Genomic DNA, 24,030 nt, shown 5'->3' on the forward strand with positions numbered 1-24,030 from the left:
TTTATGGCAACCGGAAAACAAAATCGATTCCTCGAATCGTCGAGTAGCGACGAGATAAATCTCTCCGCCTATCTTTCCGTCATCACAGAGGGCTGGAGGCTGATTGTTGCCGTAACGGCTGCCGTGCTAGTAATCGGTACGGTCTATGCGTTTGCCGCAAGGCCAGTGTATCGCGCTGACGCAATGATCCAGGTGGAAGACAGTGCTAATTCAACCAAAGATGCATTAGGCGAGTTGGCTTCGATCTTCGATACCAAGCAGACCGCCGATGCCGAGATCGAGTTGATCCGATCGCGGCTCGTGGTTGGCCAAACCGTGAAATCGCTGCATCTCGATATCAGCGCTCAGCCGCATTATTTTCCGCTGATCGGCGCGGTGTTCGCGCGACACGCTGCGACTAACGAACTGGCAGTGCCCATGTTTGGTGTTACGCGCTTTGCATGGGGTGGAGAGAAGATCGAAGTATCGCTATTCAATGTGCCGCACGCCCGATACGACGTGAGGTACAAACTGATAGCGCGCGGCGAAAACAAATTCGACCTGGTCGATCCTGACGGCGACATTGTTCTTCACGGACATGTGGGCGATGTCGTGCATGGCGGCGAATCGGCCGATCAGATCGAGCTGCAGGTATCGCATCTTGAGGCGCGGCCAGGCACCGAGTTCTATGTCACTCGCACCTCTACCCTCCTCACGATCGACCAGTTGCAGAGCTCCCTCGTTATCGCAGAGAAGACCAAGCAGTCCGGTGTGATCGGCGTTTCGCTCGACGGCGCGGACAGCAAGCGCACTGCCGAGATCATTAATACGATAGCCGCGGCCTATGTTCAGCAGAATATCGACCGGAAGTCCGCCGAAGCGGAGCACACCCTCAGCTTTCTGGATCAGCAATTGCCGCAACTGCGCAAGCAGCTCGATCAGGCAGAGGATCGCTATAACGCCTTTCGCAACCAGAAGGGGACGGTCGATCTGACCGAGGAAAGCCGATTGCTGCTGCAACAGATTGTCGACAGTAAGACCAAGTTGGTCGATCTGCAGCAACAGCAGATTGAAATGGTGCAGCGTTTTACCGCAACGCACCCGGGGGTTGTGGCACTGAATGCGCAGATCGCGTCGCTCCAGGCGCAGCAGGATCAGTTGAACAGACGCGTTTCTACTTTGCCAGACACGGAGCAATCTGCTCTACGCCTGTTGCGCGACGTGCGTGTCAATACTGAGCTTTATACAAATCTGCTGGACAGCGCCCAGCAGTTGAAGATCGTCAAGGCGGGCCAGGTCGGCAATGTTCGCGTGGTGGATTACGCGGTGGCCGGCGAGGTGCCAGTCAGGCCGAAACGGGCGCTCGTTATCGTGCTCGCAGCCGTACTGGGTCTCATCGCAGGGACGGCTGCGGCGTTTGTCAGGAACGCGTTGTTCGGCGGTGTGGAAAACAGCGATGAAATCGAACACGCGCTGGGCTTGCCGGTCTACGCGGCCGTGCCGCACAGCGATACGCAGATGCGTTTGTATCAAACCATGCGACGTGGCCGCCCGGGTCATCACGTACTTGCTTCGCTCGCCTCGGAGGATGTTGCGATTGAGGGAATCCGGAGTCTCCGTACTGCGCTGCAGTTCGGCCTGCTAGACGCTGCCAATAACGTCATTGTGGTTGCCGGCCCGCGCCCGGGGGTTGGGAAATCCTTTATGTCGGTGAATCTTGCCGTGGTGCTCGCCAGCGGTGGCAAGCGTGTGCTGGTGATCGACGGCGATATGCGACGTGGCGACCTGCATACCTATTTCGGCGTGGCCAGAGAACCGGGGCTTTCAGACGTCATCGCCGGACTGGATATTAGCAGTGCGGTCCTGCACGAAGTGTTACCGAATCTGGATGTTCTGCCGAAGGGGCTACTACCGCCAAATCCCGCCGAACTGCTAATGAGTGATCGCTTTAAAGCGATGCTCGAACACGTTTCGAGTCTCTACGACATCGTTATTGTGGACACGCCGCCGCTGCTGGCGGTAACCGATGCGGCGCTGATCGCCAAGAACGCCGGTACGACCTTGCTGGTGGTTCGTCACGGGCGCCACCCCTTGGCGGAGATTGTTGAATGCGTCAACCGGCTGCGCAATGCCGGCGTCGAGCTGAAGGGGGTGTTGTTTACCGATGTGCCGCAGAGACGTCTTGGCTATGGCACGTATTACTACGGTTATGAAAGCAGCACGGATTAGCCGTCGCAAAACCGAAGCAAGGCGCGAGAGCGGCTCCGGTAGATCGATTACGAGGAGTATCACACCATGAGTCATAAAGTTGCGTTGATTACGGGCATTACAGGTCAGGACGGTTCATACCTCGCCGAGTTGCTGTTGAATAAGGGTTATGAAGTTCACGGCATTAAACGCCGTTCATCGTTGTTCAACACGGAGCGGATTGATCACCTGTACCAGGATCCGCATGCGTCCGATCGCCGCTTCATTCTGCATCATGGGGATCTGACCGATTCGACTAGTCTGGTGCGGATCATTCAAAGTGCGCAGCCTGATGAGATTTATAACCTTGGTGCGCAGAGCCACGTTGCGGTTTCGTTCGAGGAGCCAGAGTACACGGCGAATGCCGACGGCATTGGCGCATTGCGCATTCTTGAAGCAATCAGGATTCTCGGGCTTGAAAAGAAGGCGCGCTTCTATCAGGCTTCGACATCCGAACTCTACGGGCTGGTGCAGGAAATCCCGCAAAAGGAAACCACGCCGTTCTATCCGAGAAGCCCCTACGCAGTGGCCAAGCTGTACGCCTACTGGATGACGGTCAACTATCGTGAAGCTTACGGCATCTATGCCTGCAACGGCATTCTGTTCAATCACGAGTCGCCGGTGCGCGGCGAAACGTTCGTGACGCGCAAGATCACGCGGGCGATTTCGCGCATTGCAACGGGCCTGCAGGAGTGTCTGTACCTCGGCAACATGTCCGCGCTACGCGACTGGGGGCATGCGCGCGATTACGTCGAAATGCAATGGATGATGCTGCAACAGGAGCAGCCCGAAGACTTCGTGATTGCTACGGGGGTGCAATATAGCGTGCGTCAGTTCGTCGAGCAGGCTGCTGCCGAACTGGGCATCCATCTGCGCTTTGAAGGTACGGGCGTCGACGAGGTGGGTATTGTCGAGCGCATGGAGGGCAATGAGGCGAAAGTGTCGCGCGGTGATGTGATTGTGCGTGTCGATCCGCGTTATTTCCGTCCGGCCGAAGTGGAAACGTTGCTGGGCGATCCCACCAAGGCACACGAAAAGTTGGGTTGGAAGCCGACTACGTCGTTCGAATCGCTGGTGAAGGAAATGGTGCGTTCCGACTACCAGGTTGCGAAGCGGGATGCGTTGGTCACTCTCGCGGGTTTCAAAACGTTTGAGTATAACGAGTAAACACCATGGATAAGAGCGCTCGAATCTTCGTCGCCGGCCACCGCGGAATGGCCGGCTCGGCACTGCTGCGCAATCTCGCTTCACGCGGCTACGGCAATGTGGTGACGCGCAACCGCGCTGATCTCGACTTGACCGACCAGGCGGGCGTTGAGCAATTCTTCCGCGAGGAGGCGATCGATGTGGTCATACTCGCTGCCGCGAAAGTGGGCGGGATCCTGGCTAACGATACGTATCCCGCGGACTTCCTGTATCTGAATCTGATCATCCAAGCCAACGTGATTCATTCGGCGTTTCGAGCGGGCGTTCAGCGGCTGTTGTTTCTCGGCTCTTCCTGTATTTATCCGCGTGAAGCCGGGCAACCCATCAAGGAAGAATACCTGCTGGATGGTCCGTTGGAACGCACTAATGAACCTTACGCAATTGCAAAGATTGCGGGTATCAAGCTTTGCGAGGCGTTCAACAGGCAGTTCGGCACACGGTACATCTCGCTGATGCCAACGAATCTCTATGGACCGAACGACAACTACGACCTGAAAACGAGCCACGTGCTGCCGGCGCTGCTGCGTAAGGCCCATGAAGCGAAAGTGAACGGTGCGAGCAATCTCGCGGTATGGGGAACCGGTCGCGCACGCCGGGAGTTTCTGCACGTTGACGATATGGCCGATGCAGCGGTATTCATGCTAGAGCGTGGAATCGAGGGCGGTTGGTACAACGTAGGCTGTGGCACGGATGTCACGATTGAGGAACTCGCCCGTGCGGCGATGCACGCGGTTGGCTTTGACGGCGGCATCGAGTTCGACATAAGCAAGCCTGACGGTACGCCGCAAAAGCTACTTGACGTGAGCAAGCTGGCCGAGCTTGGCTGGTGCGCAAAGATCGGTTTGCAGGAAGGACTTGCCGCGACATACGAAGACTTCTTGCTATGTCACGAAACGCAAGTTCTGGAACGGGCCTAGGCGTGTCCGCTACTCAATGAAACTGATGCGATTCGATGAAAGCAGCGTGACGTGGGTCTTTGCGCAGCAGGGTGTGTCGCGCCTGCTGGTGGCGTTCAAGTTCTTCCTGCTGGCGCGCTTGCTGGGACCCCATTCGATCGGCCTGATCGCAGCGTGCCTGATGGCCTTGTCGATAGCTGAGTCGTTGACCGAGATGGGAATGAGCCATGCGTTGATCCAGCGGCGGGAGCTACTGGATCAACGCGGCCTTGACGCACTGTGGACGGCAACCGCACTGCGAGGCTTTTTTCTGAGCGTTGTGCTGTTTGCTTCATCCGGTCTGATTGGACGGTTGATGAATATCCCGGAGGGCACCACCGTTTTGCAGATGGTCGCACTGGTGCCATTCGCCAGGTGCATAGCCAGCGTGCGTGTCGTCATCGCGCAGCGGGACCGGCGGTTCCGTACGGTCGCTTTGTTGACGAGTAGCTTTGTGATGGCCGATTTCGTTATGTCCGCCGTCGCCGCGCTGGCTTATCGCGAGGTGGTGTGGGTTCTCGCGGCCTTGCCGTTATCGGAGTTTCTGAAGGCTATCGCCTCACACATTGTGTTCAAGTCCAGACCTCGATTGAATTTTGACGCCAAGCCGCTGGGCGAGGTGATGGAATTCGGCCGCTGGGTTTGGGCGAGCAGCTTGCTCACCATCATTGTGAATCAGTTGGACCGGATTATTACGGTCAAGACATTTGGCGTACAGGTTCTGGGGTTGTACCAGACAGCAAGCCGTCTCGCACAATTTGGTGTGGCTGATTTCGGCATCGCGATGAGTCAGTACCTTTTCCCGAACTTTTCCGAGTTAGCGCGTCAGGACAAAAGCCGCGCGGCGCACTACGCATTGGCACTGTTTAGTCAGTTGGGAACGATCGCGCTCGTGGTCGCAACATTTCTCTGCGTGGCCGCGCGCGACATTATCCATCTGACTCTGGGGGGGCAATGGAGCGGCGCGGTCCCGTTTTTCCGTATTTTTGTTTATCTGATGGCGGCCGGTGTTCTGGTCGGCTTGCTGACTTCCTATTTGCGCGGTACAGGAAGGCCGAGCCGGGTCACTCGCGGAACGCTCGTGCAGTTGGTGTGCCTGTTGGTTTCGTCGGCGATTCTGGTGCCTTGGCTCGGGGCAATTGGTGTTGCATTTGCCGCGACGATCTCGGTTTTCGCCTGCACCGCGTTGATGCTCTGGGACGTTCTTGCGGATGACCGAGACCAGATCCGGGAGCTATTGCCGCTCGTTACGGAGGGGATGCCGGTGGCTGTCCTGATCGTGGTTCTGGACCGGGTGCTCGCGACGCTTCCGTATCATGCGGTGGGACTTGCGCTCGTTTGCGCGATTGCATTGGTGCTGCCATTTCAGCGGCTGCGTGCTGGAATTTTACTGTCCGTCTAGAGAGAGATTGTTATGCGCATCATGCACGTGGTGTTGACGCCGCGGCATTCCGGAGCCGAAATGCTTGCTGCTACGTTGGCGGAAGTACACACGGCCGCGAAAGTCGGTGCAACCGGCGTCATCGGGATCAACCCGTGCGAGGAGCCCTTTGAGCAGGTCTGGTCCAAACTGGAAGCAGTGGGCGTCTGGTGCGCAGCACCTGAACGATTGCTCGGGCGTGTGGGACGGCTTCGCTTCATTCGCGCTGCACTACGCGATTTTTGTCCTGACGTCGTTGTCGCGCACTCGGTTATCCCGGCGGCATACGCTCGCCTTGCGACGAAACTGACCGCGTCGGCCATTCCGGTCATCACTGTCATGCACGCAGCTACCAATGACGACTACGCGGGCGGTCTTCTCCGACTGAGTGAACGCATTCTTAAGCAGGATGCCGCGGCCGTGGTCACCGTCACCGAGACCGCTGCATACAATTATCGCTTGCGATGTGGTTCGCCGAGCCGGTTGTTGACAATCCCGAACGGCACGCAGCTCGATCGTTTCGCTTTCGATGCCGAGACGAGGCGACGGTTGCGGGCCGAATTCAAGGTCGACGACAATGTGTCCGTGGTGCTTCAGGTGGGGCGTCTGTCGTCGGTGAAGAACCAGGCCGCTAGCATACTGGCGTTGAAGGATATGCTTCACGCTGGTCGGACAGCCGAACTATGGCTGGCTGGATTGACCGAAGATCCCGCTTACGGCGACATGCTGAAACGATGGGTAGAGCAACACCATTTGACGGACAAGGTGCGGTTTCTGGGCAGCCGCGCGGACGTTCCAGCGTTGCTTTGCGCAGCGGATGTGTACGTCATGCCTTCCGAGCGCGAGGCCCACAGTGTCGCGATGATCGAGGCGCTCGCGAGCGGCGTGCCCATTGTCGCGTCGACCCTTCCCGTATTTGAGTTTGCTGCACGTTTCTCCGGCGTCGTGACAGTCGATCCGGCAAATCACAAAGATTATGCGGCGTCAATCACCTCGTTGCTCACGCAAGCGCGGAATCGCCACTCGCGTGATTTGAGTGCCTATTCGATTGTGCATGTGGCTCAACGTTATGCCACGTTATTTGGTGAGGTCATATTGCGTCCGCGATTGAGCGCCGGCCCGGCTCGGCCCGGGAGGGTGTGACATGGCGCGGTTGCTGCTGGTCGAACCCGAGGCAACGGGGCACCGTATGGTGCTGTATGTCCGCCTGATAGCTCAAGAGGCGCTGCGGCGGGGATGGAAAGTTACGCTAACGACGACGGAGTCAGCACTTGCGCATTCTGCGACACAAGCCGTGATGTCGGCGTCGGCATCGGGGCTGGGCGTTATAAAAATGCCGGAAATTCCGCGGGAAAACCGATATGGAAAGCTGAAATTATTGCGTGGTCAGCACGCTTACCTGCGGGCTTTTGAGCAGGCCTATCAAACGTATAGCAAGACGAATGCAGTTGATTTTGTGTACGTCCCTTACTTCAATTATATCGACAAGATTGTCGGATTGCGCGGGTCGCCGTTTGGGGCGACACCGTTCGGTGGCATGATTCTCGCCGCGAAGTTTCATCATCATGCATGCGGTATAGCCGGATCGCGCGACAAGATGGATGTTGTCAATCGAATGTTGTTCCGGAGATTGCTGAGCGTTCGGGCGATGGCGGTCGCGACGACGATAGATGAGCCGTTGCAGAAATACGTGGCACAGAACATGCCGGCATTGGCGCCGAGGCTCAGATATGTGCCGGACGTGTCGTTCATCGGCAAACCTGCACAAAGGCAGGCTGCCCGGCAGGCTTTGGGGCTGGAAGATGACCACTTTGTGATCGCCTCCTACGGGTCGCTCAGCCCCCGCAAAGGCCTCGCCCGGCTGCTGAGTATGTTTTCCGCGGTGGACATCCCCGCGCACTTCAGGCTTGTGCTTGCCGGTGCACAAGATGCTGAAGCCGCGCGTCTTATCCAGACTTTCAAGTCGGAAATTGGGGCGCGCTGGTCGCAGGTGGTGGAACTGAACAGATTCTGTACGGAGCAGGAAGAGGGCTGGGCATTCGCCGCAGCCGACGCAATGTGGCTATGCTACGAGAACTTTAGTGGCATGAGTGGCGTATTGATTCAGTCGGCCCAAGCCGGTGTGCCGGTGATCACCTCGAATTACGGCCTCATCGAACACAATCGACAAAAACATTCGCTTGGCCTTCGGTGGGATGACTTTCTTCTCGCACCGCCGCCGGCGCCGCGCTTTGATTGGGCAAAACTGGAAGCGATGGTGCATTCAATCAAGGGATCGTCTTCGCTGGGCCAATTTGCACTTCAGCACAGTCCAAAAAATTTCGGATGCAATGTAATGGATGCCATCGAGCACGTTCATCAAGTACGGGACACTCATGACTATCGTTAACTTGACACGCGTAAAGCACGGCACACGCGGTGGGTCATCACCTGCCATGCTTCAATCGGGCGAGAGCGGTGGCTCGAACAAGCGCCCCCGGGTCGCTATCGTGTACCACTTTTTCCCCCACTACCGTAAGGGTATTCTCGATGCGATCGGCCGGGACGACTTTAACCTGACGTTTTTCGGCGACCCAGTGGTGTGCTATCAGGGTATCCCGTCATTGCGTTTCGACGCCAATACGGATTTCAGACCCGCAGCGGTCAAGGTCGTCAATAACATCTCGTTTCAGTGGGCCGCGGTACGCGCCGCGCTATCGAGAGAGTTCGACGTGTTGGTGCTGCTTGCCAATCCGAATTTCCTGACTACCTGGCTGGCCGCAGCAATCGGACGTATGACCGGCAAGCGTGTACTTTTTTGGGGGCATGGCTTTCTCTCGGCGGACCGATCCTTGAAGAACCACATCAGGCGTGTGTTCTTTTCGCTCGGGCATGCGCAGTATCTGTATGGCTACCGGGCAAAATGCATTGCGGAGAATTTTGGATTTCGTTCCAGGAACCTCTACGTGGGGTTCAACAGTCTGGATTATCAGTCACAGTTGCGTACCCGCCGCGCATTACTGGAACGTCCGGAGAAGGGTCGGCAGCCCTCGGAAATCCGCATTCTCGGCGTTTCCAGACTGACGGACAAATGCGAATACGACGTTTTGATGCGTGCGGTGTCGCTGGCGCTAGAAACGTCGGAACTGCAATTCAAGCTGACGTTGATCGGGGGAGGCCCGGCTGAGAGTGGGCTTAGAGCGCTTGCTGCGCAGTTGAAGCTGGACATCGATTTCGTCGGCGAGTTGTATGACGAAGAGGCCGTAGCCGCTTATATATTCTATGCCGACGTTGTGGTCTCGCCTGGAAAAGTTGGCTTGACCGCCATGCATGCGCTCATGTTCGGGACACCGGTTATCAGCCACTCGGACATGGATCGCCAAATGCCCGAGGCGGAGGCAGTCGCACCCGGATTCTCAGGCATGTTGTTTCAACACGGCGACGTAGCCGAGTTATCGCAGTGCCTGATTTCAATTCCTAACGTATTCTGCGACCGGCGCCAGACTCGGAAGAACTGCTTCAGGGTTGTCGACGAAATATACAACCCACATAGGCAATGTGAAGTGCTTTCGGATGCAATTCGCGGAAAAGCGGCCGGCCCCGGCAATGACATGCAGGTCCTCTATGGAGATGGGTATGAAGGCCGATCTTAGGGCCGCCATGCGTAGCGCCAGAAGACTGTTCTGGCGGAAAATGCTCAGGCTCAACGACGTTCACTCCACGGTGCTATTCGGCGGATATGGCGATATCAGCCGGGATTTCCATGCAGGCGAATATGTTTACGTAGGGCCTGGCTGCCGGATCAACCCAGGGGTTCGTGTAGGTAGTTATTCGATGTTGGGGCCTAACGTGCAGATTGTGGGCAACGACCATATCTTCGATCTTCCTGGCGTTCCGATCATTTTCAGCGGCAGACCTCCCTTTCGCCCGACGCATATCGGCAAGGATGTCTGGATTGGCGCCGGTGCGACCATTCTTTGTGGAATCACCATTGGCGATGGTGCGGTTGTCGCATCCGGCGCGGTTGTTACTCGAGATATCGAACCGTTCACCGTGGTGGGTGGCGTCCCGGCTCGTCTGATCAAGCGTCGCTTTGCAATTTCGAGGGATGAGTCGATACACAAAAAAATGCTCGAAGCACCCGTTGCCGGCGGGAGTTATTGTGCACCCGTTGCAGTTCAGCAAGAGGCCTGAACGATGATACTGCAACGTGTGGACTCCAAGGTTGCTCCTTCCTTCTCGCTGAAAAATCGCCTGGCACGCGTACTGTGGGGCGTCGCCTACGTGCTGCTTTTTCTGCCTACGCCGCGGCCTTGTCATGCTTGGCGGCGAGTTGTTTTGAGAGCCTTCGGTGCGCAAGTCGGCACGGGCGCACACATTTATCCGAGGGTCAGGATCTGGGCGCCCTGGAACCTTTCGGTTGGGGCACTGGCCGGCGTTGCAAATGGTGTCACGCTCTACTCGATGGAAAGGATTGTTTTGGGGGAACGCTGCGTGATTTCTCAGGGTGCACATCTGTGCACCGGCAGTCACGATTTCAATGACCCTATGTTTCAACTCACGGCGGAGCCGATTTCCATCGGGCGCGACGCGTGGATTTGCGCTGAGGCGTTTGTGTGTCCGGGCGTGGCGGTTGCCGACGGTGTGGTGGTGGGTGCGCGGTCGGTGGTCACCCGTAGTCTTCGCGAGAGCTGGACGGTATACGCAGGCATGCCTGCGAAAAAGATCGCCACTCGAACTCGATCTGGAGAAATGCAATGAGCGGTGTCTCGGTTCTCATTCTGACAAAGAACGAAGAAAAGGATCTTCCAGGCTGCCTGGAGAGTGTCATTGAATGGTGCGATGACATTCACGTATACGATTCTCACAGCACCGATCGTACGGTTGAGCTTGCCAAGCTGCTGGGTGCGCAGATTACATCGAGAGAGTTTGATAACTGGGCCAGTCACCAGAATTGGGGCTTGGCCAACATCAAATTCAAGCACGACTGGGTGCTTTATGTCGACGCAGACGAACGTGTAACTGAGGATCTGGCCCGAGCGGTCCGCGAGTTGGTGTCGAGCGCTACCGATTGCGTTGCCTTCGAGGTACAGCGTCGCGATTTCTTTAGCGAGCGCTGGCTAAAACACGTTCAGGTGTCGCCTTACTATGTTCGCCTGTTCAAGCCGGCCTACATTCGGTACGAGCGAATGGTGAATCCTGTCACCGTGGTCAATGGCAAGACGGGCAGGATTGGCGGGTATCTCGACCATCATCCATTCAGCAAGGGCGTTTCGCATTGGTTGGCGCGGCACAATTCGTATAGCTCGCTAGAGGCGGATCAGTTTCTGCTGAACGCGAGCAAGGGCGAGAAATTTAAATTGTCGAAAGCGTTGCTGGCCGAGGATTTTCAGGTGCGTCGCTATCATCAGAAGGGCTTGTTCTACAAGGTTCCGCTGCGTCCGCTTGTCAAATTCTTTGTGTTGTACGGCGTTCGAAGGGGGTTTCTGGACGGGCGGCCTGGATTCGTTTATGCCGTGCTGCAATCCATCTACGAGTACTTCATCGTATTGAAGGTGCAGGAGCGTTTGAAGGCTCCGAAAGCATGAAACGTGCACTTGTCCAGTCCAGTCCAGCCACTGCCGATCGGCGGCCCTCCAGAAAGGTTCTGATCTATGGTCTTAACTATGCGCCCGAACTTACTGGCATCGGAAAGTACAGTGCCGAGATGGCGGAATCTTTGGCCGATGCGGGGTACCAGGTGCGCGTGGTCTGTGCACCGCCCTACTATCCGGAGTGGCGGATTGGCGCCGGTCATTCGGCTTGGCGTTATCGCACTGAAGAACTTGCGGCTGTGCGTATCCAGCGTGCGCCAGTATGGGTGCCTAGTCGTCCCGGTGGGTTGAAGCGCCTTCTGCATCTCGCCAGCTTTGCAATTGCGAGTATGCCGACCGTATTTGCGCAGTTGTTCTGGCGCCCCGACATTGTGATCGCGGTTGCACCGAGCTTGATGAACATCCCGGCTGCGTTGATGTTCGGCAAGTTGGCGAGAGCGCGCACGTGGCTGCACATTCAGGACTATGAAGTCGACGCCGCTTTCGAACTCGGGCTGCTGAAGGGTAAGCGCTTGAGAAAGCTTGCTCTAGGTGTGGAAAGTTGGCTGATGCGGCGCTTCGATGTGGTGTCGACCATTTCCGCAAAAATGATCGAGCACGGGCGCAGGAAAGGCGTGGCTACGCCGCGATTGTTTGCGCTGCCCAATTGGGTTGATGTGAACATCATCTTTCCGTTGGAGCGTCCCAGTTCGTATCGCGCAGCGTTGAATATTCCCAAGGAATCGATCGTTGTTCTGTATTCGGGGAATATGGGCGCAAAGCAGGGTATCGAAGTGCTGGCTCAGGCAGCGGCGGCGCTTGCATATCGACTGGACATCCATTTCGTGCTTTGCGGGGATGGACCATGCAAGGCCAGTCTGGTTGAGCAATGCGCGCATCTGGCTAACTGCACGTTTCTTTCGCTACAGCCTTTGGAAAAACTGAATGATTTGCTCAATGTGGCGGATATTCACGTTCTGCCGCAGCGCGCGGATGCGGCTGATCTGGTTATGCCTTCAAAATTGACGGGCATGCTCGCGAGCGGGCGCGCGATCATCGCTATGGCGCGTGCGGGAACTGAACTCTTTGATGTGGTTTCCGCGCGTGGCGTGACGGTGCCACCAGAGGATGTCGAGGCGCTGGTGGTGGCGATCGAGAAGCTTGCGGATGATGAGGGTATGCGGCGTAGGCTGGGTGCTGCTGCGCGCTTTTATGCTGAGACGGAACTGTCGCGGCGTGCTGTGATTGAGCGTCTTGATGGCAGGTTTCAGGTGCTGTGTGATCGGGTGAGGGAGGGATCGGTTTTTACTTGAAGATGTCCGATTACCGCCTCGGGGGCTATTCGCACAATAAATCTGACCTCTTAATTTATCTGTCGGTCATCAAAGATTGGTAAACACGATGTGCTCGGGAGGCCACTGTCAACGGGACAGTGGCGCCCATCTCTCTTCAACTGCGCCTTCTCTTCGACCTGCTCAGGGAGCATTATGCGGTATCCCATCCTAAGTGCTATTGCTGCCGGGGCGTCGATTTCAGTCGCTATGGCTACATATGCGTCCTCGCAATCCGAGCCGATTGGCATGTTCCGCGCAGATTCACTCGTAAATTCAGAATTTACATTGATGACACCGATGAGATTTGGTGCACTGGGAGATGGCTCCAATGATGACACTGCAGCCCTGAACCGAATGTATGCCGCGGCACGGAAAGCGCATCAGAGCGTTTTTCTCCGCGGCCGCGAATACCATGTAACGGGTCAGATCGACGCGCGCGGTGTGTCCACATTGGGGGAAGGTGCGACGCTCAGTTTTGCGCTCAATAGTTCGAAAACTCCGATGGCTTTTTTTTGGGGCGGAACAGATTCTTTTGTGACAGAGGTAAATTTTCAACTTTCGAACAGCGGGGCGGCGGCGATGCAAGGCGTTTTAAATTCGGTAAATGACGTTACCAATCAACGCTTCTATCGCAATCGTGTCGTGTGTGCTGCGACGGACAAGTCCGGGGTTAAGTCGAACATCTACGGATTATGGATGACAGGGACGGGACTCGACGGCGTGTCCATCAGCGATAATCGATTCGAGAATTGTACATACGGTGCTCAAATCAATAACCAGAATGGTATGTCGCAAAGCGTTCGCACCAACCCATTGGGCAAGCCGTCATCGCACATTAATATTTCAAATAATACGTTCATCGACGCGACGCTGGGTATCAATACTCCGCATATTTTTGTGTCGGACGTTGTGATCGCTGATAACACGATCGAGCCGAAAAATCTTCGTCTTGACCTTCCACTCAACGTAGCTCATGTCAGCCGGCTCTCCATTTCGGGTAACGTGGTGACCTCAAATGCATCGAGTGCCAATGGAACGCTTCATGTTGAAGATGCGAGTGGTGCCGTGACCATAACGGGAAACGTGATCACAGTGAAGGGAAAAAACAATGGGATTGAGGTTGGTGTCCGGCCGAGTGTCAGTCATGACGTTGAACAATCAAACCGGATGACCATCACCGGGAATCATGTAGCAGGGCCCGGAGCTGATGCTGTTGAAACGGTTGGAATTCTCTTGCCGGATAGGGGCACCGTAAACACTACTATTTCGGGTAACTACGTTGCCAATTTTGCACGATGCGTCGATTCCGTTGATGTTTCAAATATCAGTGGGAACACACTAGCCCACTGCGTCACTCCTATCGCAGGTGCGAAGAGTCCACTTTATCCAAATATGGTCAGCGAATAGCGATAGTTGGTTTAGCGACGGCGTGTCGGGCCCGCGACAACGCGGCGGGTGCCTCAGCGCGCCGGCGCGTTGTTGCGGACACGAACGCCATAGTTAACACTCCAGTCATGCCAGAACCTCCGATTGGCTGAGAGAAAAGTGCTGTCACGAGAAGCGGAAAGCATATGACAACCTTCGGGTTGAACGCTCGTGCGGCTGGACGGATACCCGAAAGAACTAATGCTTGACATGCAAACCCGATTACTCCGATCGCCGTGATTGCAGCTAGCAAGCATATGCTATCTCCGGCACGCTTCTCACTGAATAGACCTGTGCCCACGGGGTTGATCCAAATGGATTCAATGCCTCTGTCTATGGCATCGGAGCGATCCGTGACAGATGAACCGTGCGTCTCCAGCTTGTCGGCGAGGCCCACGGCCGGTGTGAACACCAGTGCTGCCGCCGCGACTATTGCAAAGCCGCCGAAAAGGATGAGACGCGCGATGCTTACGCGACGTTGGGTGATGTACACGAGTCCCGCGGTAAGTGGCAAGAGAACAAGTCCAAGGGTAGAAAGACTGGCCACTGTACCTGCGGTTAAACCGATCAAGACGAATTTTGAACGTCGTGTGAAACACTCATATGCAAAACATAGTACTGAAACCGCTTGATATATGCCAGCTTCCCGGAAAAAATTCGAATACCGATTTAATACTGATCCACCAGCTGAAGTAAAGACGCTGTACATCATCGAAAACGGAAAATATACGGCGCCGGTGGTCACTTGCTGCCCCCCTGTTGCCGAAATAGTTGCTGCGTCATAACCCTTGACCCGGAGAGAGAAGAGCAACAGTGGGTCTAGTCCAAAAATTTGCGAGAGGGTAAAGGTAATAATACTTGACCAGCCAAGCAGAGCTAAAATCATAGTAAAAATTCGAAAAAACGTTCTGTTTTCATTTTCTTCGATCAAGAATACTGCATAGCAGATGGTAATCGTCACGCTTGACAAAAAGTCTTTCGCCAAAAGCATAGTATCGGACCCTTGAACAATTCCCAATGGCAATTCGTAGAGCCAATATAGAACAATGATTGATACAGTAAACAGGATATCCCGGCGGTTGGCTTCCAAAATTATACGTTCATGGCATCCTCTCAATGCCAGATACCCTCCCACAAGCGCGACGCTCAGAATCATCGCAATAGGGGCGTATTCTTGGCCGAGTGCTGCGGGGCGCATCAGGAACGTATTCATGACTAGTGCTGTGCTGAACAACGTCATGAGTGAAATTTTTTTCATAATCTGGCCAAGTATCCGACGCTGGTGTAGAAAACAGTCTATTTTTTGCCCGTATGACGTCCTCGTAGCGGGCAGTTGACGGGATCTGGGTGTTAAACAACTACCACGGCGCTCTATACAATTTCGCAGCCGCATTCCCACCGACCCCAGAATCTTGCCGTGCGGCAAGATCCTCCTCGAAACCCGCTACCGAAGATCCAGACACGCTGCCGTTGCCAGGCTGCCCGATTTTTCCCAATTCACTACTGCGCCGCGATGTCAGCTTCCCCGGCGATATTCCGCCTCTCCCCCCCGACCCCGGCAACGACAACCCCTCCATCGCCGCGAGCCCAAAACCCTTCGTCTGATGCGCCTCATCCGTCTTGCGAGGCTGACTCTCAAAGTGAGCCGAATACGAATCCCCGTAATCCTGTGGCGCTCCGTACAGCGAAGTCATCCGCATGCTTTGGGAAGGCTTTGCATTGCGCGCCTGGTCTCCATACGCAGACGCGTGACCTCGGTTCGAGCCCGCAGTGTCGTCATCCGACGAGTAGGTCGCGTTGTAGTCCGGTGGCGACCCGAGCAAAGGATTCAAATATGTATCTGAATTCGATTGCGCACCGCGCTGCGAACTGCCGTGTAAATATTGAGCACGCATCGAGCTCAGGCTACTTTGCGCACCTGCCGGTGAACACATGACAACAACCGCGGTAACTGCGATCGCGGCAATCCGAAGAACTTTTACAAAACAGGTATTCATATGAGGGCCTGGTGCCGACGTTGCCCAGCAGCACAGACGTAATGGTCCTGATCCTCACCCGAATCAGGGCTTATCTGTTACCGGGGAATCGAGTGAGCCGCATCGCGCCCAATCGTGTAGTACGTCCAACCGCTATCGCGCATCACGTTGGGGTCATACAGGTTGCGTCCGTCGAATATGACCGCGTCACTGAGTGCCTCTTTTACCTGGCCGAAATCGGGGCTGCGAAATTCCTTCCACTCGGTCAGAATCACCAGCGCATCCGCGTTCCGAAGCGCAACGTCACGCTCTTTTGCAAACGTCACATACTCAAAGTCGTCGGGGCCGAGATCATCCGCCAGAAGCCGCCGTGCTTCGTCAAGCGCAACGGGGTCGTACACGCTGACCGACGCTTTACTGCTAATCAACGCAGCAATCAGTTGCCGGCTAGTTGCCGCCCGCATATCGTCGGTGTTCGGTTTGAAAGCAAGGCCCCAGATGGCAAAGTGTTTGCCTTCGAGCGCGTTACTGAAATGCCGCTTGATCTTGTCGAGCAGCACCGTTTTTTGCAGGGAGTTCACATACTCGACTGAAGCCAGAACATTCAGCTCCGCGCCGTATTCGTTAGCGGTATGCATCAATGCCTGCACGTCTTTTGGAAAACAGGAACCGCCGTAGCCGCAGCCGGCATACAGAAAACTGTAGCCGATGCGCGGATCAGAACCAATCCCGCGCCGCACATGTTCGATATCAGCCCCAACGCGATCCGCCAAATTGGCGAGCTCATTGATGAAGGAGATTCGTGTGGCAAGCATTGCATTGGCCGCGTATTTGGTGAACTCGGCCGATCGCACGTCCATACACAGGGTGCGCTGATGATTGCGGTTAAACGGTGCGTAAAGCTGTTCCATCAGGCTCTTCGCACGTAGTCCCGGAACATCGGAGTCGTATCCCAACACAATACGATCTGGACGCATGAAATCCTCGACAGCAGCGCCTTCCTTAAGAAATTCGGGGTTCGAGACCACAGCGAATTCCGCATCATGGCCGCGCAGCGCCAGTTCTTCAGCGATAGCCTCGCGCACTTTGTCGGCGGTACCCACGGGTACGGTCGATTTATCTACAACTACCTTGAAAGAGTGCATGTACTTGCCGATGCTGCGCGCGGCAGCGAGCACGTACTTCAAGTCTGCGGAGCCGTCCTCGTCAGGGGGCGTTCCCACTGCGATGAACTGAATTTCGCCGTGTGCTACGCCCTTCGCGACATCGGTGGAGAACGTCAGTCGGCCTGCGTCGCGATTGCGCGCGATTACGTCCGCTAGACCAGGTTCGTAAATTGGCACACCACCATTGTTAAGCTCATCAATCTTCGTTGCATCGACATCAAGACACAGCACATCGTTACCCAATTCCGCGAGGCAAGCTCCGGTGACAAGACCGACATAACCGGTTCCGACGATAGTGACTTTCATGGATTCTCGCGCGCGTTGAAGGTAGAAATATCTGTGGGCCGTCATGCAAACGCCCGCTTGATCGACTGGTCCGAAGGCGTAAGGGTCCGACGAGCTTGCATCTTTACTCGGCAGACACGTTTTTGGGAATTTATGGCGTTAGCCGACAAGGTAATTTCTTTTTCTGTCAAGATTTGATCGGCATGATGGGTTTGACGGAAGCGCGGAAATAGAAATGCAGAAGGCGGCGGATAAGGTCCCGCAATTGTCGGATTGGGCTCAATCATCCAACGTATGCTTCCCGGCAGAAGGCATCGACACACCATTCTTTATCGATTAATTTCTGCTGAATTTCTATGCTTCCAACTGATATGTTCTTGAATGTCGTCGATGCGACGCCGCTGGTTGCCATCGATCTTGTCATTGAGAACGACGAAGGCAGTTATCTTCTCGGGCGCCGCGTCAACAGACCCGCGCAAGGCTTCTGGTTTGTGCCCGGCGGGCGCATTCGCAAGAACGAACATCTTGACGACGCATTTCGCCGGATTGCGAGGGAAGAACTGGGTCTCACCGATCTTAAACGTGCCGACGCCGATCTCCTTGGCATCTACGAACATCTATACGAAGACAATTTTAGTGGACGGTCGGGTATCTCGACTCATTATGTGGTGCTCGGGTACAAGCTGCGCGGCGCGATTGAACTCGAACGCCTTCCTGATCTGCAGCACGCGGCGTACCGATGGGCCACAAAAGAAGAGATCACGGCAGACGCGGAAGTTCATCTGAACACCCAGGCCTATTTCAGTGATCGCGAGAACCACCAAGCAAGGAATGGTTGATGACGGGGAATGAAATCATCCAGAAGTCGGCTGCGCTACGCGGTCAGGGAAAATATCAGGAAGCGATTGATCTCATCGAGACGAATCTTCCGGACATAGAGATGCATATCCAACTCGATGCTCGCTTTGAAGCGTTTCGGGCCGCAGTGGAAGGCGGCAATGCCAAGATGGCGCACGAGTATGCAGCAACTATTGCAGCCGACGAGCCGGGTCAACCGTGCACGCTGAGCGTGACGCTAATCAATGACGAATTAACGTGGTCCGCTGAAAAATAGTGCATTCCGCCAACATGTTAGTCCATTCCGTCATGGGCATTCCGCTGTGCGGTAATCTGGATATAATGGACCGCATTTAAAATAGATTTTGGTCAGCGCCGTGAAGATTCCGCAGAAGGCGCCGCGTCACGCATTTCAATTTTCCTTCGTGGCTCAAGACGGATTCGTCGCATTAAGACGGGCAGGACAAGCCAGGGCGATATGCGAGAATAGTCTATTAAACAAACGGGCAAAATTGCTGGGCGGTAGACAGCCGGCTGTTGCCGGAACATTGTGGCTGTCCTTTCTTGATCATGTGCATTAATTCGATGCCATTCAGATGGCATGCGCACAGTTGAAATCCTTGAATCCGAGCGTCGCTCGGGTTCGGCGTTTGATGGCCCGATGGTCTTGCTCCACGATGTTCTTCAAATACTTGATCTGACGAACGTTGATGTCTTGGTCGAGATTCCAATATCACCGGTTTCGAGAATCGGCAAATCGGCACGTTCAGGATCTGACTATGAGAATTACCGCCCTGTCGGCAGGGCGGCAGGACGCATATGAACGGAGCGGGCGCGTGCCTGCTCAATCATCATTTACGAATGATTGTCGAACGCCGACTGTTGTAGGCGAAAGTGGCAGAAATTGACCAGATAATTGCGACGATGGACAAAGGGTGCTGAAAGAGCAATTCCCCTGAGACGACGAACCGCTCCTACCCGGGCACGCTAAACCTCAATACCGCGTGCTCGCCTTCGCCGCAATCGCTGCGGCAGCAGCGCGCGTTTCGACATGCAGTTTGCCGAACACATGTTCGAGGTGCTTGTTGACCGTGCGTGGCGCCATTCCAAGAATGTCGCCGATATCCCGGTTCGTCTTGCCGCGCGACAGCCACAGCAGCACTTCCGCTTCGCGTGCGGTCAGGCTGAATTGCGCGGCGAGCGCGCTGGTGTGAGTGGCATCGTCGAACTCTTCCAGCAGGATCACCCATTCGCCGCGCGTCGCCGGTCCCAATACGCGTACAACGCGGCGCACGCCGTCGGCGGCGGTCTCGAAGGCGGCTTGCAGGTCGCAACCGGCTTCGATCCAGCGCACGAACCATTGCTCCAGCACCATCGGCAGACGCAGGCCAGCTTCGCTCAGCGGGTGATGCAATAGCGCGGCTTCGTCAACACGTCGAGGTGTGAACGAAGTCGAAGCCAGACAGCCGCCGTCTTCATTTGCCTGTTCATTTGCCGCTTGATTTCCCGCTTCATTTGCCTCATCCATCAGCCCACGCCCCGACCCATACCACGCCAGCCGTTGCCGCGCCAGGTCGCTCTGCCACCTGATCTCACCGCTCGCGGCCGCAATCAGCGCCGCGCGCATACCGATCTCCAGCACCCTGTCCGCCTGACGCTGCTGACGCGAGCGCTGCACGTGCGCGGCAATCCGCGCGCTGACCTCGCTTGGCTTGACGGGTTTGGTGACGTAATCAATGCCGCCCACGCGGAAGCCCTGCACCACATGCTCGCTATCGGTCAGTGCGGTCATGAAGATCACGGGTAGATGCCGGTTGCGCGGATCGGCCTTGATCCGCCGGCACGTCTCGAAGCCGTCGAGGCCGGGCATCAGCGCGTCGAGCAGAACGGCGTCAGGCGTGATGCGCGCGAGGCGTTGCAGCGCGGACTGGCCATCGAGCGCCACCAGTACCGCGTAACCGGCCGCCTGCAGCGTATCGGAAAGCAGCGCGAGATTGTCGGGCGTGTCGTCGACGATCAGCACGACCGGTTTGCCATCGGGCAAGTCCGGTTGCGTGTCGGGCGGCAAAAGCAAAGTTTCGTCATGCATCGGGATGGACCTGCTGGGTAGGCGCGAGCAGATGCGCGAGTTCAGTCAACCGGAAGCGGCGCGCAAGCGCGCGCAATGGTTCGAGCACGGCGGCGAGTTCCGGTGCGCCATGCTCGGCGGAGTCGAGTTGTTCGATAAAGCCCTGCACGTAACCCATTTCCAGTTGCGCATGCAGCTTTTCGCGCAACGAGGCGGGCAGGCTCGCCGTCACGTCGACACGTGCAACGGCGGAGGCGGCCGCTACCGCTTCGGTCGGCTCGACGATCCAGTGCAGTTGCAGCAGCGCGGCCAGTTTGTCGAGCAGCAGCGGAATGTAGAGCGGCTTGGCGAGGTAGTCGTCGCAACCGGCTGCGGCGCCTTTGTCGCGATCGTCCGCGAATGCGTTGGCGGACAGGATCAGAACCGGCGCCGACGACAGATGATTGTCGCGAATCAGCCGGCTCGCCTCGAAGCCGTCCATGTCCGGCATCGACACGTCCATCACGATCAGATCCGCCGACGCGGTCCCGAGCCATTGCAGCGCCTCCGGTCCGCTGGCGGCTTCCACCACGTTGAAGCCCAGCGGCGCCAGCGTCTGCACGACGATGCGGCGTTGCTCGGCGAGATCGTCCACCACGAGCACGGTGCGGCGCGGCCCGTCGTAACCCTTCACGTTGAGCGGGCCGCTCGCGAGCAACTGCGGCGCGCGCACTTCAGGCGCGAACAGTTTGACGATAAAGCGCGTGCCTTTGCCCACTTCGCTTTGCACTTCCAGGTTGCCGCCCATCAGTTCCGTGAGCAGGCGGCAGATGGTCAGTCCCAGCCCCGCGCCATGATCGTGTTCGCGCGCCGCCGCGCCGCGCTCGAATGGCAGGAATAGCCGCTCCAGTTCGCTGGCCGGCATGCCGGGCCCGGTATCGGCGATTTCAAAGGTAATGGCTTCCCACGCATAGCTCGCGCGCACCTTCACCGAACCGTGCGAGGTGAAGCGGATCGCGTTGCCGATCAGGTTGATGAGAATCTGCCGCACGCGTTTTTCGTCGATGCGCACCACGTCCGCCATGCGGCCGCTCGTCTGGAATTCGAACTGCAGTCCTTTGTCGGTGGCCTGCGGTTCGAGCATGGCAGCGAGTTGCGCGACGAAGTCCGGCAGCGAAATCTCCGTCACGTTCAACTGCAGCTTGCCGGCCTCGATCCGTGCGACGTCGAGCAGGCCGTCCACCAGCGCCAGCAGATGCTCGCCGCTGCGATAGATGGTCGCCACGGCGTTGCGCCGCGCCGGCGGCAGTTCGTCGGTGCCTTGCAGCAGTAGTTGTGCGTAACCGAGAATGCTGTTGAGCGGCGTGCGCAGTTCGTGACTCAGGCCCGTCACATAGCGGCTCTTGGCACGATTGGCGGACTCGGCTGCGGCGCTCGCGCGCTGAAGCGCGGCGTCGGTCTTGCGGTGCGCCTCGATCTCCTGCATCAGCAATTCGGCTTGCCGCTGCGATTCTTCCTGGGTGACCTTGCGGTTTTCGTTGGCGAGCACGAGCCACCAGGCGGCAATACATCCGACCAGCGCCAGCGCAAAAAACGCCTTCAGATAGCCCTGCAGCAGCACGTCGTGAACGGTCGTGTCGAGATTGGGCAGGGTGCGTACGCTCTGATACCACTGCACCGCCAGCACCCCGCCGAGCAACGTCACCACGGCGATCAGCAAGCCGGCGTACTGTGCGAGCCGCAAACCCGCCGGCCCAAGCGTGAGCCTGGGAAAGAGTGTGCGCATCGACTTGCCGAATTGCGCGGGCAGTCGCGCGTGCGGCTTGCAGGAGTCGTTGCAGCGCGAATCGAGCGAGCAGCACAGCGAACAGATCGAACCGGCGTAAGCCGGGCAGTGCGCCATGTCCTCGCGTTCGAAGGTGTTTTCGCAGATCACGCAGCGCAGTATCGCGCCTTCTTCGAGGTCGCGGCCGTCGCGCGCCAGATAGAAGCGTCCGCGTGTGGCGATGGCCAGCAGCGGTGCGCAGATGAACGCCACCAGCAACGCAATGAACGACGACAGCGCCTCGGCCGTGGTGCCGAACACACCCGCATGCGAGAGCGCGGCAATCACGGAGGCGATCAGCATCGCGCCCACGCCGACCGGATTGACGTCGTACAGATGCGCGCGTTTGAACTCGACATGGCGCGGGCTATACCCGAGCGGCTTGTTGATGACGAGGTCGCCCACCACCGCGCCAATCCAGGCAATCGCCACGTTCGCATACAGCGCAAGCACCTTGCTGATGGCTTCGAACACGCCCATCTCGACGAGCAGCAGTGCAATCAGCACGTTGAACACGAGCCACACCACGCGCCCCGGATGGCTATGCGTGAGCCGCGCAAAGAAATTCGACCACGCGAGCGAGCCGGCATACGCGTTGGTCACGTTGATCTTCAGTTGCGACACGATGACGAACAGCGTCATCGCAGCAAGCGCGCCTTCAGGCGAATGGAACACGTAGTGATACGCGACCAGATACATCTGCGTGGGCTCGACGGCCTTGACCGGATCGATCTCGTGCTGGATGGCGAGGAAGGCGAGAAACGCGCCGCCCAGCATTTTCATCGCGCCCGGCACGATCCAGCCAGGGCCGGCCGCGATCAGCGCGGCCCACCAGCGAAACCGGTTGGCGCGCGTGCGCGGCGGCAGAAAGCGCAGATAGTCGACCTGCTCGCCAATCTGCACGATCAGCGAAAACACCACGGTGCAGCCCGCGCCGAAAGCGACGAGGTTGAATTCGTGGCCGTTGCCTGAAACGCCACTAAACGTCACCCATTCCGCGAGCACGTGCGGTTCACGCCACAACACCACGACGTACGGCACGACCAGCAGCACGAGCCACAATGGCTGGGTCCAGCCCTGAAGGCGATTGATGAAGGTAATGCCGAAGGTCACGACCGGAATGATCACGAGCGCGCTGATCACGTAGGCCACGGAAAGCGGCACCTTCAGATACAGCTCCAGCGCGAGCGACATGATGGCCGCTTCCAGCGCGAAGAAAACGAAGGTGAAGACCGCATAGATCAGCGAAGTGAGCGTCGAGCCCAGGTAGCCGAAACCCGCGCCGCGCGTGAGCAGGTCCATGTCGACGCCGTTGCGTGCGGCGTAGTAGCTGATCGGGATGCCCGTCAGAAAGATCAGCAGGGAGACGGCGAGGATGGCGCAGATCGCGTTGGTAAAGCCGTAGTTCACGACCAGCGCGCCGCCAATCGCTTCGAGTACCAGAAACGACACCGCGCCGATCGCCGTATTGGCGACGCGGAATTCCGACCAGCGCCGGAACGCGCGCGGCGTGAAACGCAGCGCGTAGTCCTCGAGCGTCTCGTCGCCGACCCACGCGTTGTAGTCGCGGCGGATCTTGACGATGCGCTGCGTGCCGCCGGCCGGCGGGCGCGATGCCCCACCTTGGGTGGCGGGACCGGCGGGCAGAGGGGTCTGTGGTTGCGTTTGGTGCATCGAGGCCTTTCGTCGGCGGGTTGCGTGACTAGCGGTGCGGCCATGCAAATTGCATTCCATTCGCGCTTGCCTCCTTACCCGCATGCCAGTGCGGCTACTACGCCGACGCGATTATAGGGAGC

General features: G+C 57.2%; 18 protein-coding genes and 1 pseudogene. 14 read left to right on the forward strand and 5 right to left on the reverse strand.

Annotated features, from left to right (window positions below):
* The first annotated feature begins 3 nt into the window (after window positions 1-3).
* The 12 genes from PDMSB3_RS26465 (at window position 4) to PDMSB3_RS26520 (ending at window position 14,080) form a co-directional block, all read left to right on the forward strand.
* Window positions 4-2,208: a polysaccharide biosynthesis tyrosine autokinase gene (locus PDMSB3_RS26465; RefSeq protein WP_165188222.1), complete on the forward strand. Its 2,205-nt coding sequence runs from the start codon at window positions 4-6 to the stop codon at window positions 2,206-2,208.
* Window positions 2,209-2,274: 66 nt separating this feature from the next.
* The gene (gmd, locus tag PDMSB3_RS26470; RefSeq protein WP_165188224.1) at window positions 2,275-3,393 is read left to right on the forward strand and encodes a GDP-mannose 4,6-dehydratase; all 1,119 of its coding nucleotides are present in this window, start codon (window positions 2,275-2,277) and stop codon (window positions 3,391-3,393) included.
* Between the two features lie 5 nt (window positions 3,394-3,398).
* Window positions 3,399-4,349, forward strand: coding sequence for a GDP-L-fucose synthase family protein (locus PDMSB3_RS26475; protein WP_165188227.1), 951 nt, complete (start codon window positions 3,399-3,401; stop codon window positions 4,347-4,349).
* 16 nt (window positions 4,350-4,365) lie between these two features.
* Window positions 4,366-5,769 (forward strand): oligosaccharide flippase family protein, encoded by a 1,404-nt coding sequence (locus tag PDMSB3_RS26480; RefSeq protein WP_165188230.1) that lies wholly within the window; start codon window positions 4,366-4,368, stop codon window positions 5,767-5,769.
* A gap of 12 nt (window positions 5,770-5,781) precedes the next feature.
* Window positions 5,782-6,930, forward strand: a complete 1,149-nt coding sequence (locus PDMSB3_RS26485; RefSeq protein WP_165188232.1) for a glycosyltransferase — start codon at window positions 5,782-5,784, stop codon at window positions 6,928-6,930.
* 1 nt (window position 6,931) lies between these two features.
* Entirely contained in the window at window positions 6,932-8,176 is a 1,245-nt protein-coding gene (locus PDMSB3_RS26490; RefSeq protein ID WP_165188234.1) for a glycosyltransferase, read from the forward strand.
* Window positions 8,163-9,419: a glycosyltransferase gene (locus tag PDMSB3_RS26495; RefSeq protein ID WP_165188236.1), complete on the forward strand. Its 1,257-nt coding sequence runs from the start codon at window positions 8,163-8,165 to the stop codon at window positions 9,417-9,419. The genes PDMSB3_RS26490 and PDMSB3_RS26495 overlap by 14 nt, the downstream gene beginning before the upstream one ends.
* Window positions 9,403-9,960, forward strand: a complete 558-nt coding sequence (locus PDMSB3_RS26500) for an acyltransferase (RefSeq protein ID WP_232064332.1) — start codon at window positions 9,403-9,405, stop codon at window positions 9,958-9,960. The genes PDMSB3_RS26495 and PDMSB3_RS26500 overlap by 17 nt, the downstream gene beginning before the upstream one ends.
* Window positions 9,961-9,963: 3 nt before the next feature.
* Window positions 9,964-10,527, forward strand: coding sequence for an LbetaH domain-containing protein (locus PDMSB3_RS26505; RefSeq protein ID WP_165188238.1), 564 nt, complete (start codon window positions 9,964-9,966; stop codon window positions 10,525-10,527).
* Window positions 10,524-11,354, forward strand: coding sequence for a glycosyltransferase family 2 protein (locus tag PDMSB3_RS26510; protein WP_165188240.1), 831 nt, complete (start codon window positions 10,524-10,526; stop codon window positions 11,352-11,354). Before PDMSB3_RS26505 ends, PDMSB3_RS26510 begins: the two co-directional genes overlap by 4 nt.
* Entirely contained in the window at window positions 11,351-12,652 is a 1,302-nt protein-coding gene (locus tag PDMSB3_RS26515) for a glycosyltransferase WbuB (RefSeq protein WP_165188242.1), read from the forward strand. The genes PDMSB3_RS26510 and PDMSB3_RS26515 overlap by 4 nt, the downstream gene beginning before the upstream one ends.
* A 174-nt stretch (window positions 12,653-12,826) precedes the next feature.
* The gene (locus PDMSB3_RS26520) at window positions 12,827-14,080 is read left to right on the forward strand and encodes a hypothetical protein (protein ID WP_165188244.1); all 1,254 of its coding nucleotides are present in this window, start codon (window positions 12,827-12,829) and stop codon (window positions 14,078-14,080) included.
* Here PDMSB3_RS26520 and PDMSB3_RS26525 read toward each other — a convergent pair.
* Window positions 14,070-15,311 (reverse strand): hypothetical protein, encoded by a 1,242-nt coding sequence (locus PDMSB3_RS26525; RefSeq protein WP_165188246.1) that lies wholly within the window; start codon window positions 15,309-15,311, stop codon window positions 14,070-14,072. The genes PDMSB3_RS26520 and PDMSB3_RS26525 overlap by 11 nt on opposite strands.
* A gap of 861 nt (window positions 15,312-16,172) precedes the next feature.
* Complete coding sequence (locus tag PDMSB3_RS26530; RefSeq protein ID WP_165188248.1) at window positions 16,173-17,546, reverse strand: UDP-glucose dehydrogenase family protein; 1,374 nt, start codon at window positions 17,544-17,546, stop codon at window positions 16,173-16,175.
* A gap of 335 nt (window positions 17,547-17,881) precedes the next feature.
* Between PDMSB3_RS26530 and PDMSB3_RS26535 the strand changes: the two genes are divergently transcribed.
* The gene (locus PDMSB3_RS26535) at window positions 17,882-18,364 is read left to right on the forward strand and encodes a GDP-mannose mannosyl hydrolase (protein WP_165188250.1); all 483 of its coding nucleotides are present in this window, start codon (window positions 17,882-17,884) and stop codon (window positions 18,362-18,364) included.
* On the forward strand, window positions 18,364-18,639 hold the full coding sequence (locus PDMSB3_RS26540; protein ID WP_165188252.1) for a porin family protein: 276 nt from the start codon (window positions 18,364-18,366) through the stop codon (window positions 18,637-18,639). Before PDMSB3_RS26535 ends, PDMSB3_RS26540 begins: the two co-directional genes overlap by 1 nt.
* Before the next feature lie 217 nt (window positions 18,640-18,856).
* On the opposite strand, the pseudogene PDMSB3_RS26545 reads toward PDMSB3_RS26540, so the two are convergent.
* The 3 genes and pseudogenes from PDMSB3_RS26545 to PDMSB3_RS26555 all read right to left on the reverse strand — a co-directional run.
* Window positions 18,857-19,074 (reverse strand): annotated as a pseudogene (locus tag PDMSB3_RS26545) (DDE-type integrase/transposase/recombinase); the annotation flags it as partial.
* A 282-nt stretch (window positions 19,075-19,356) separates the two neighbouring features.
* Window positions 19,357-20,451, reverse strand: a complete 1,095-nt coding sequence (locus PDMSB3_RS26550; RefSeq protein WP_165188254.1) for a response regulator transcription factor — start codon at window positions 20,449-20,451, stop codon at window positions 19,357-19,359.
* Entirely contained in the window at window positions 20,444-23,908 is a 3,465-nt protein-coding gene (locus PDMSB3_RS26555; protein ID WP_407670582.1) for a hybrid sensor histidine kinase/response regulator, read from the reverse strand. Before PDMSB3_RS26555 ends, PDMSB3_RS26550 begins: the two co-directional genes overlap by 8 nt.
* Window positions 23,909-24,030: the final 122 nt, after the last annotated feature.

The sequence above is a fragment of the Paraburkholderia dioscoreae genome (assembly GCF_902459535.1).
Taxonomy (GTDB): Bacteria; Pseudomonadota; Gammaproteobacteria; order Burkholderiales; family Burkholderiaceae; genus Paraburkholderia; species Paraburkholderia dioscoreae.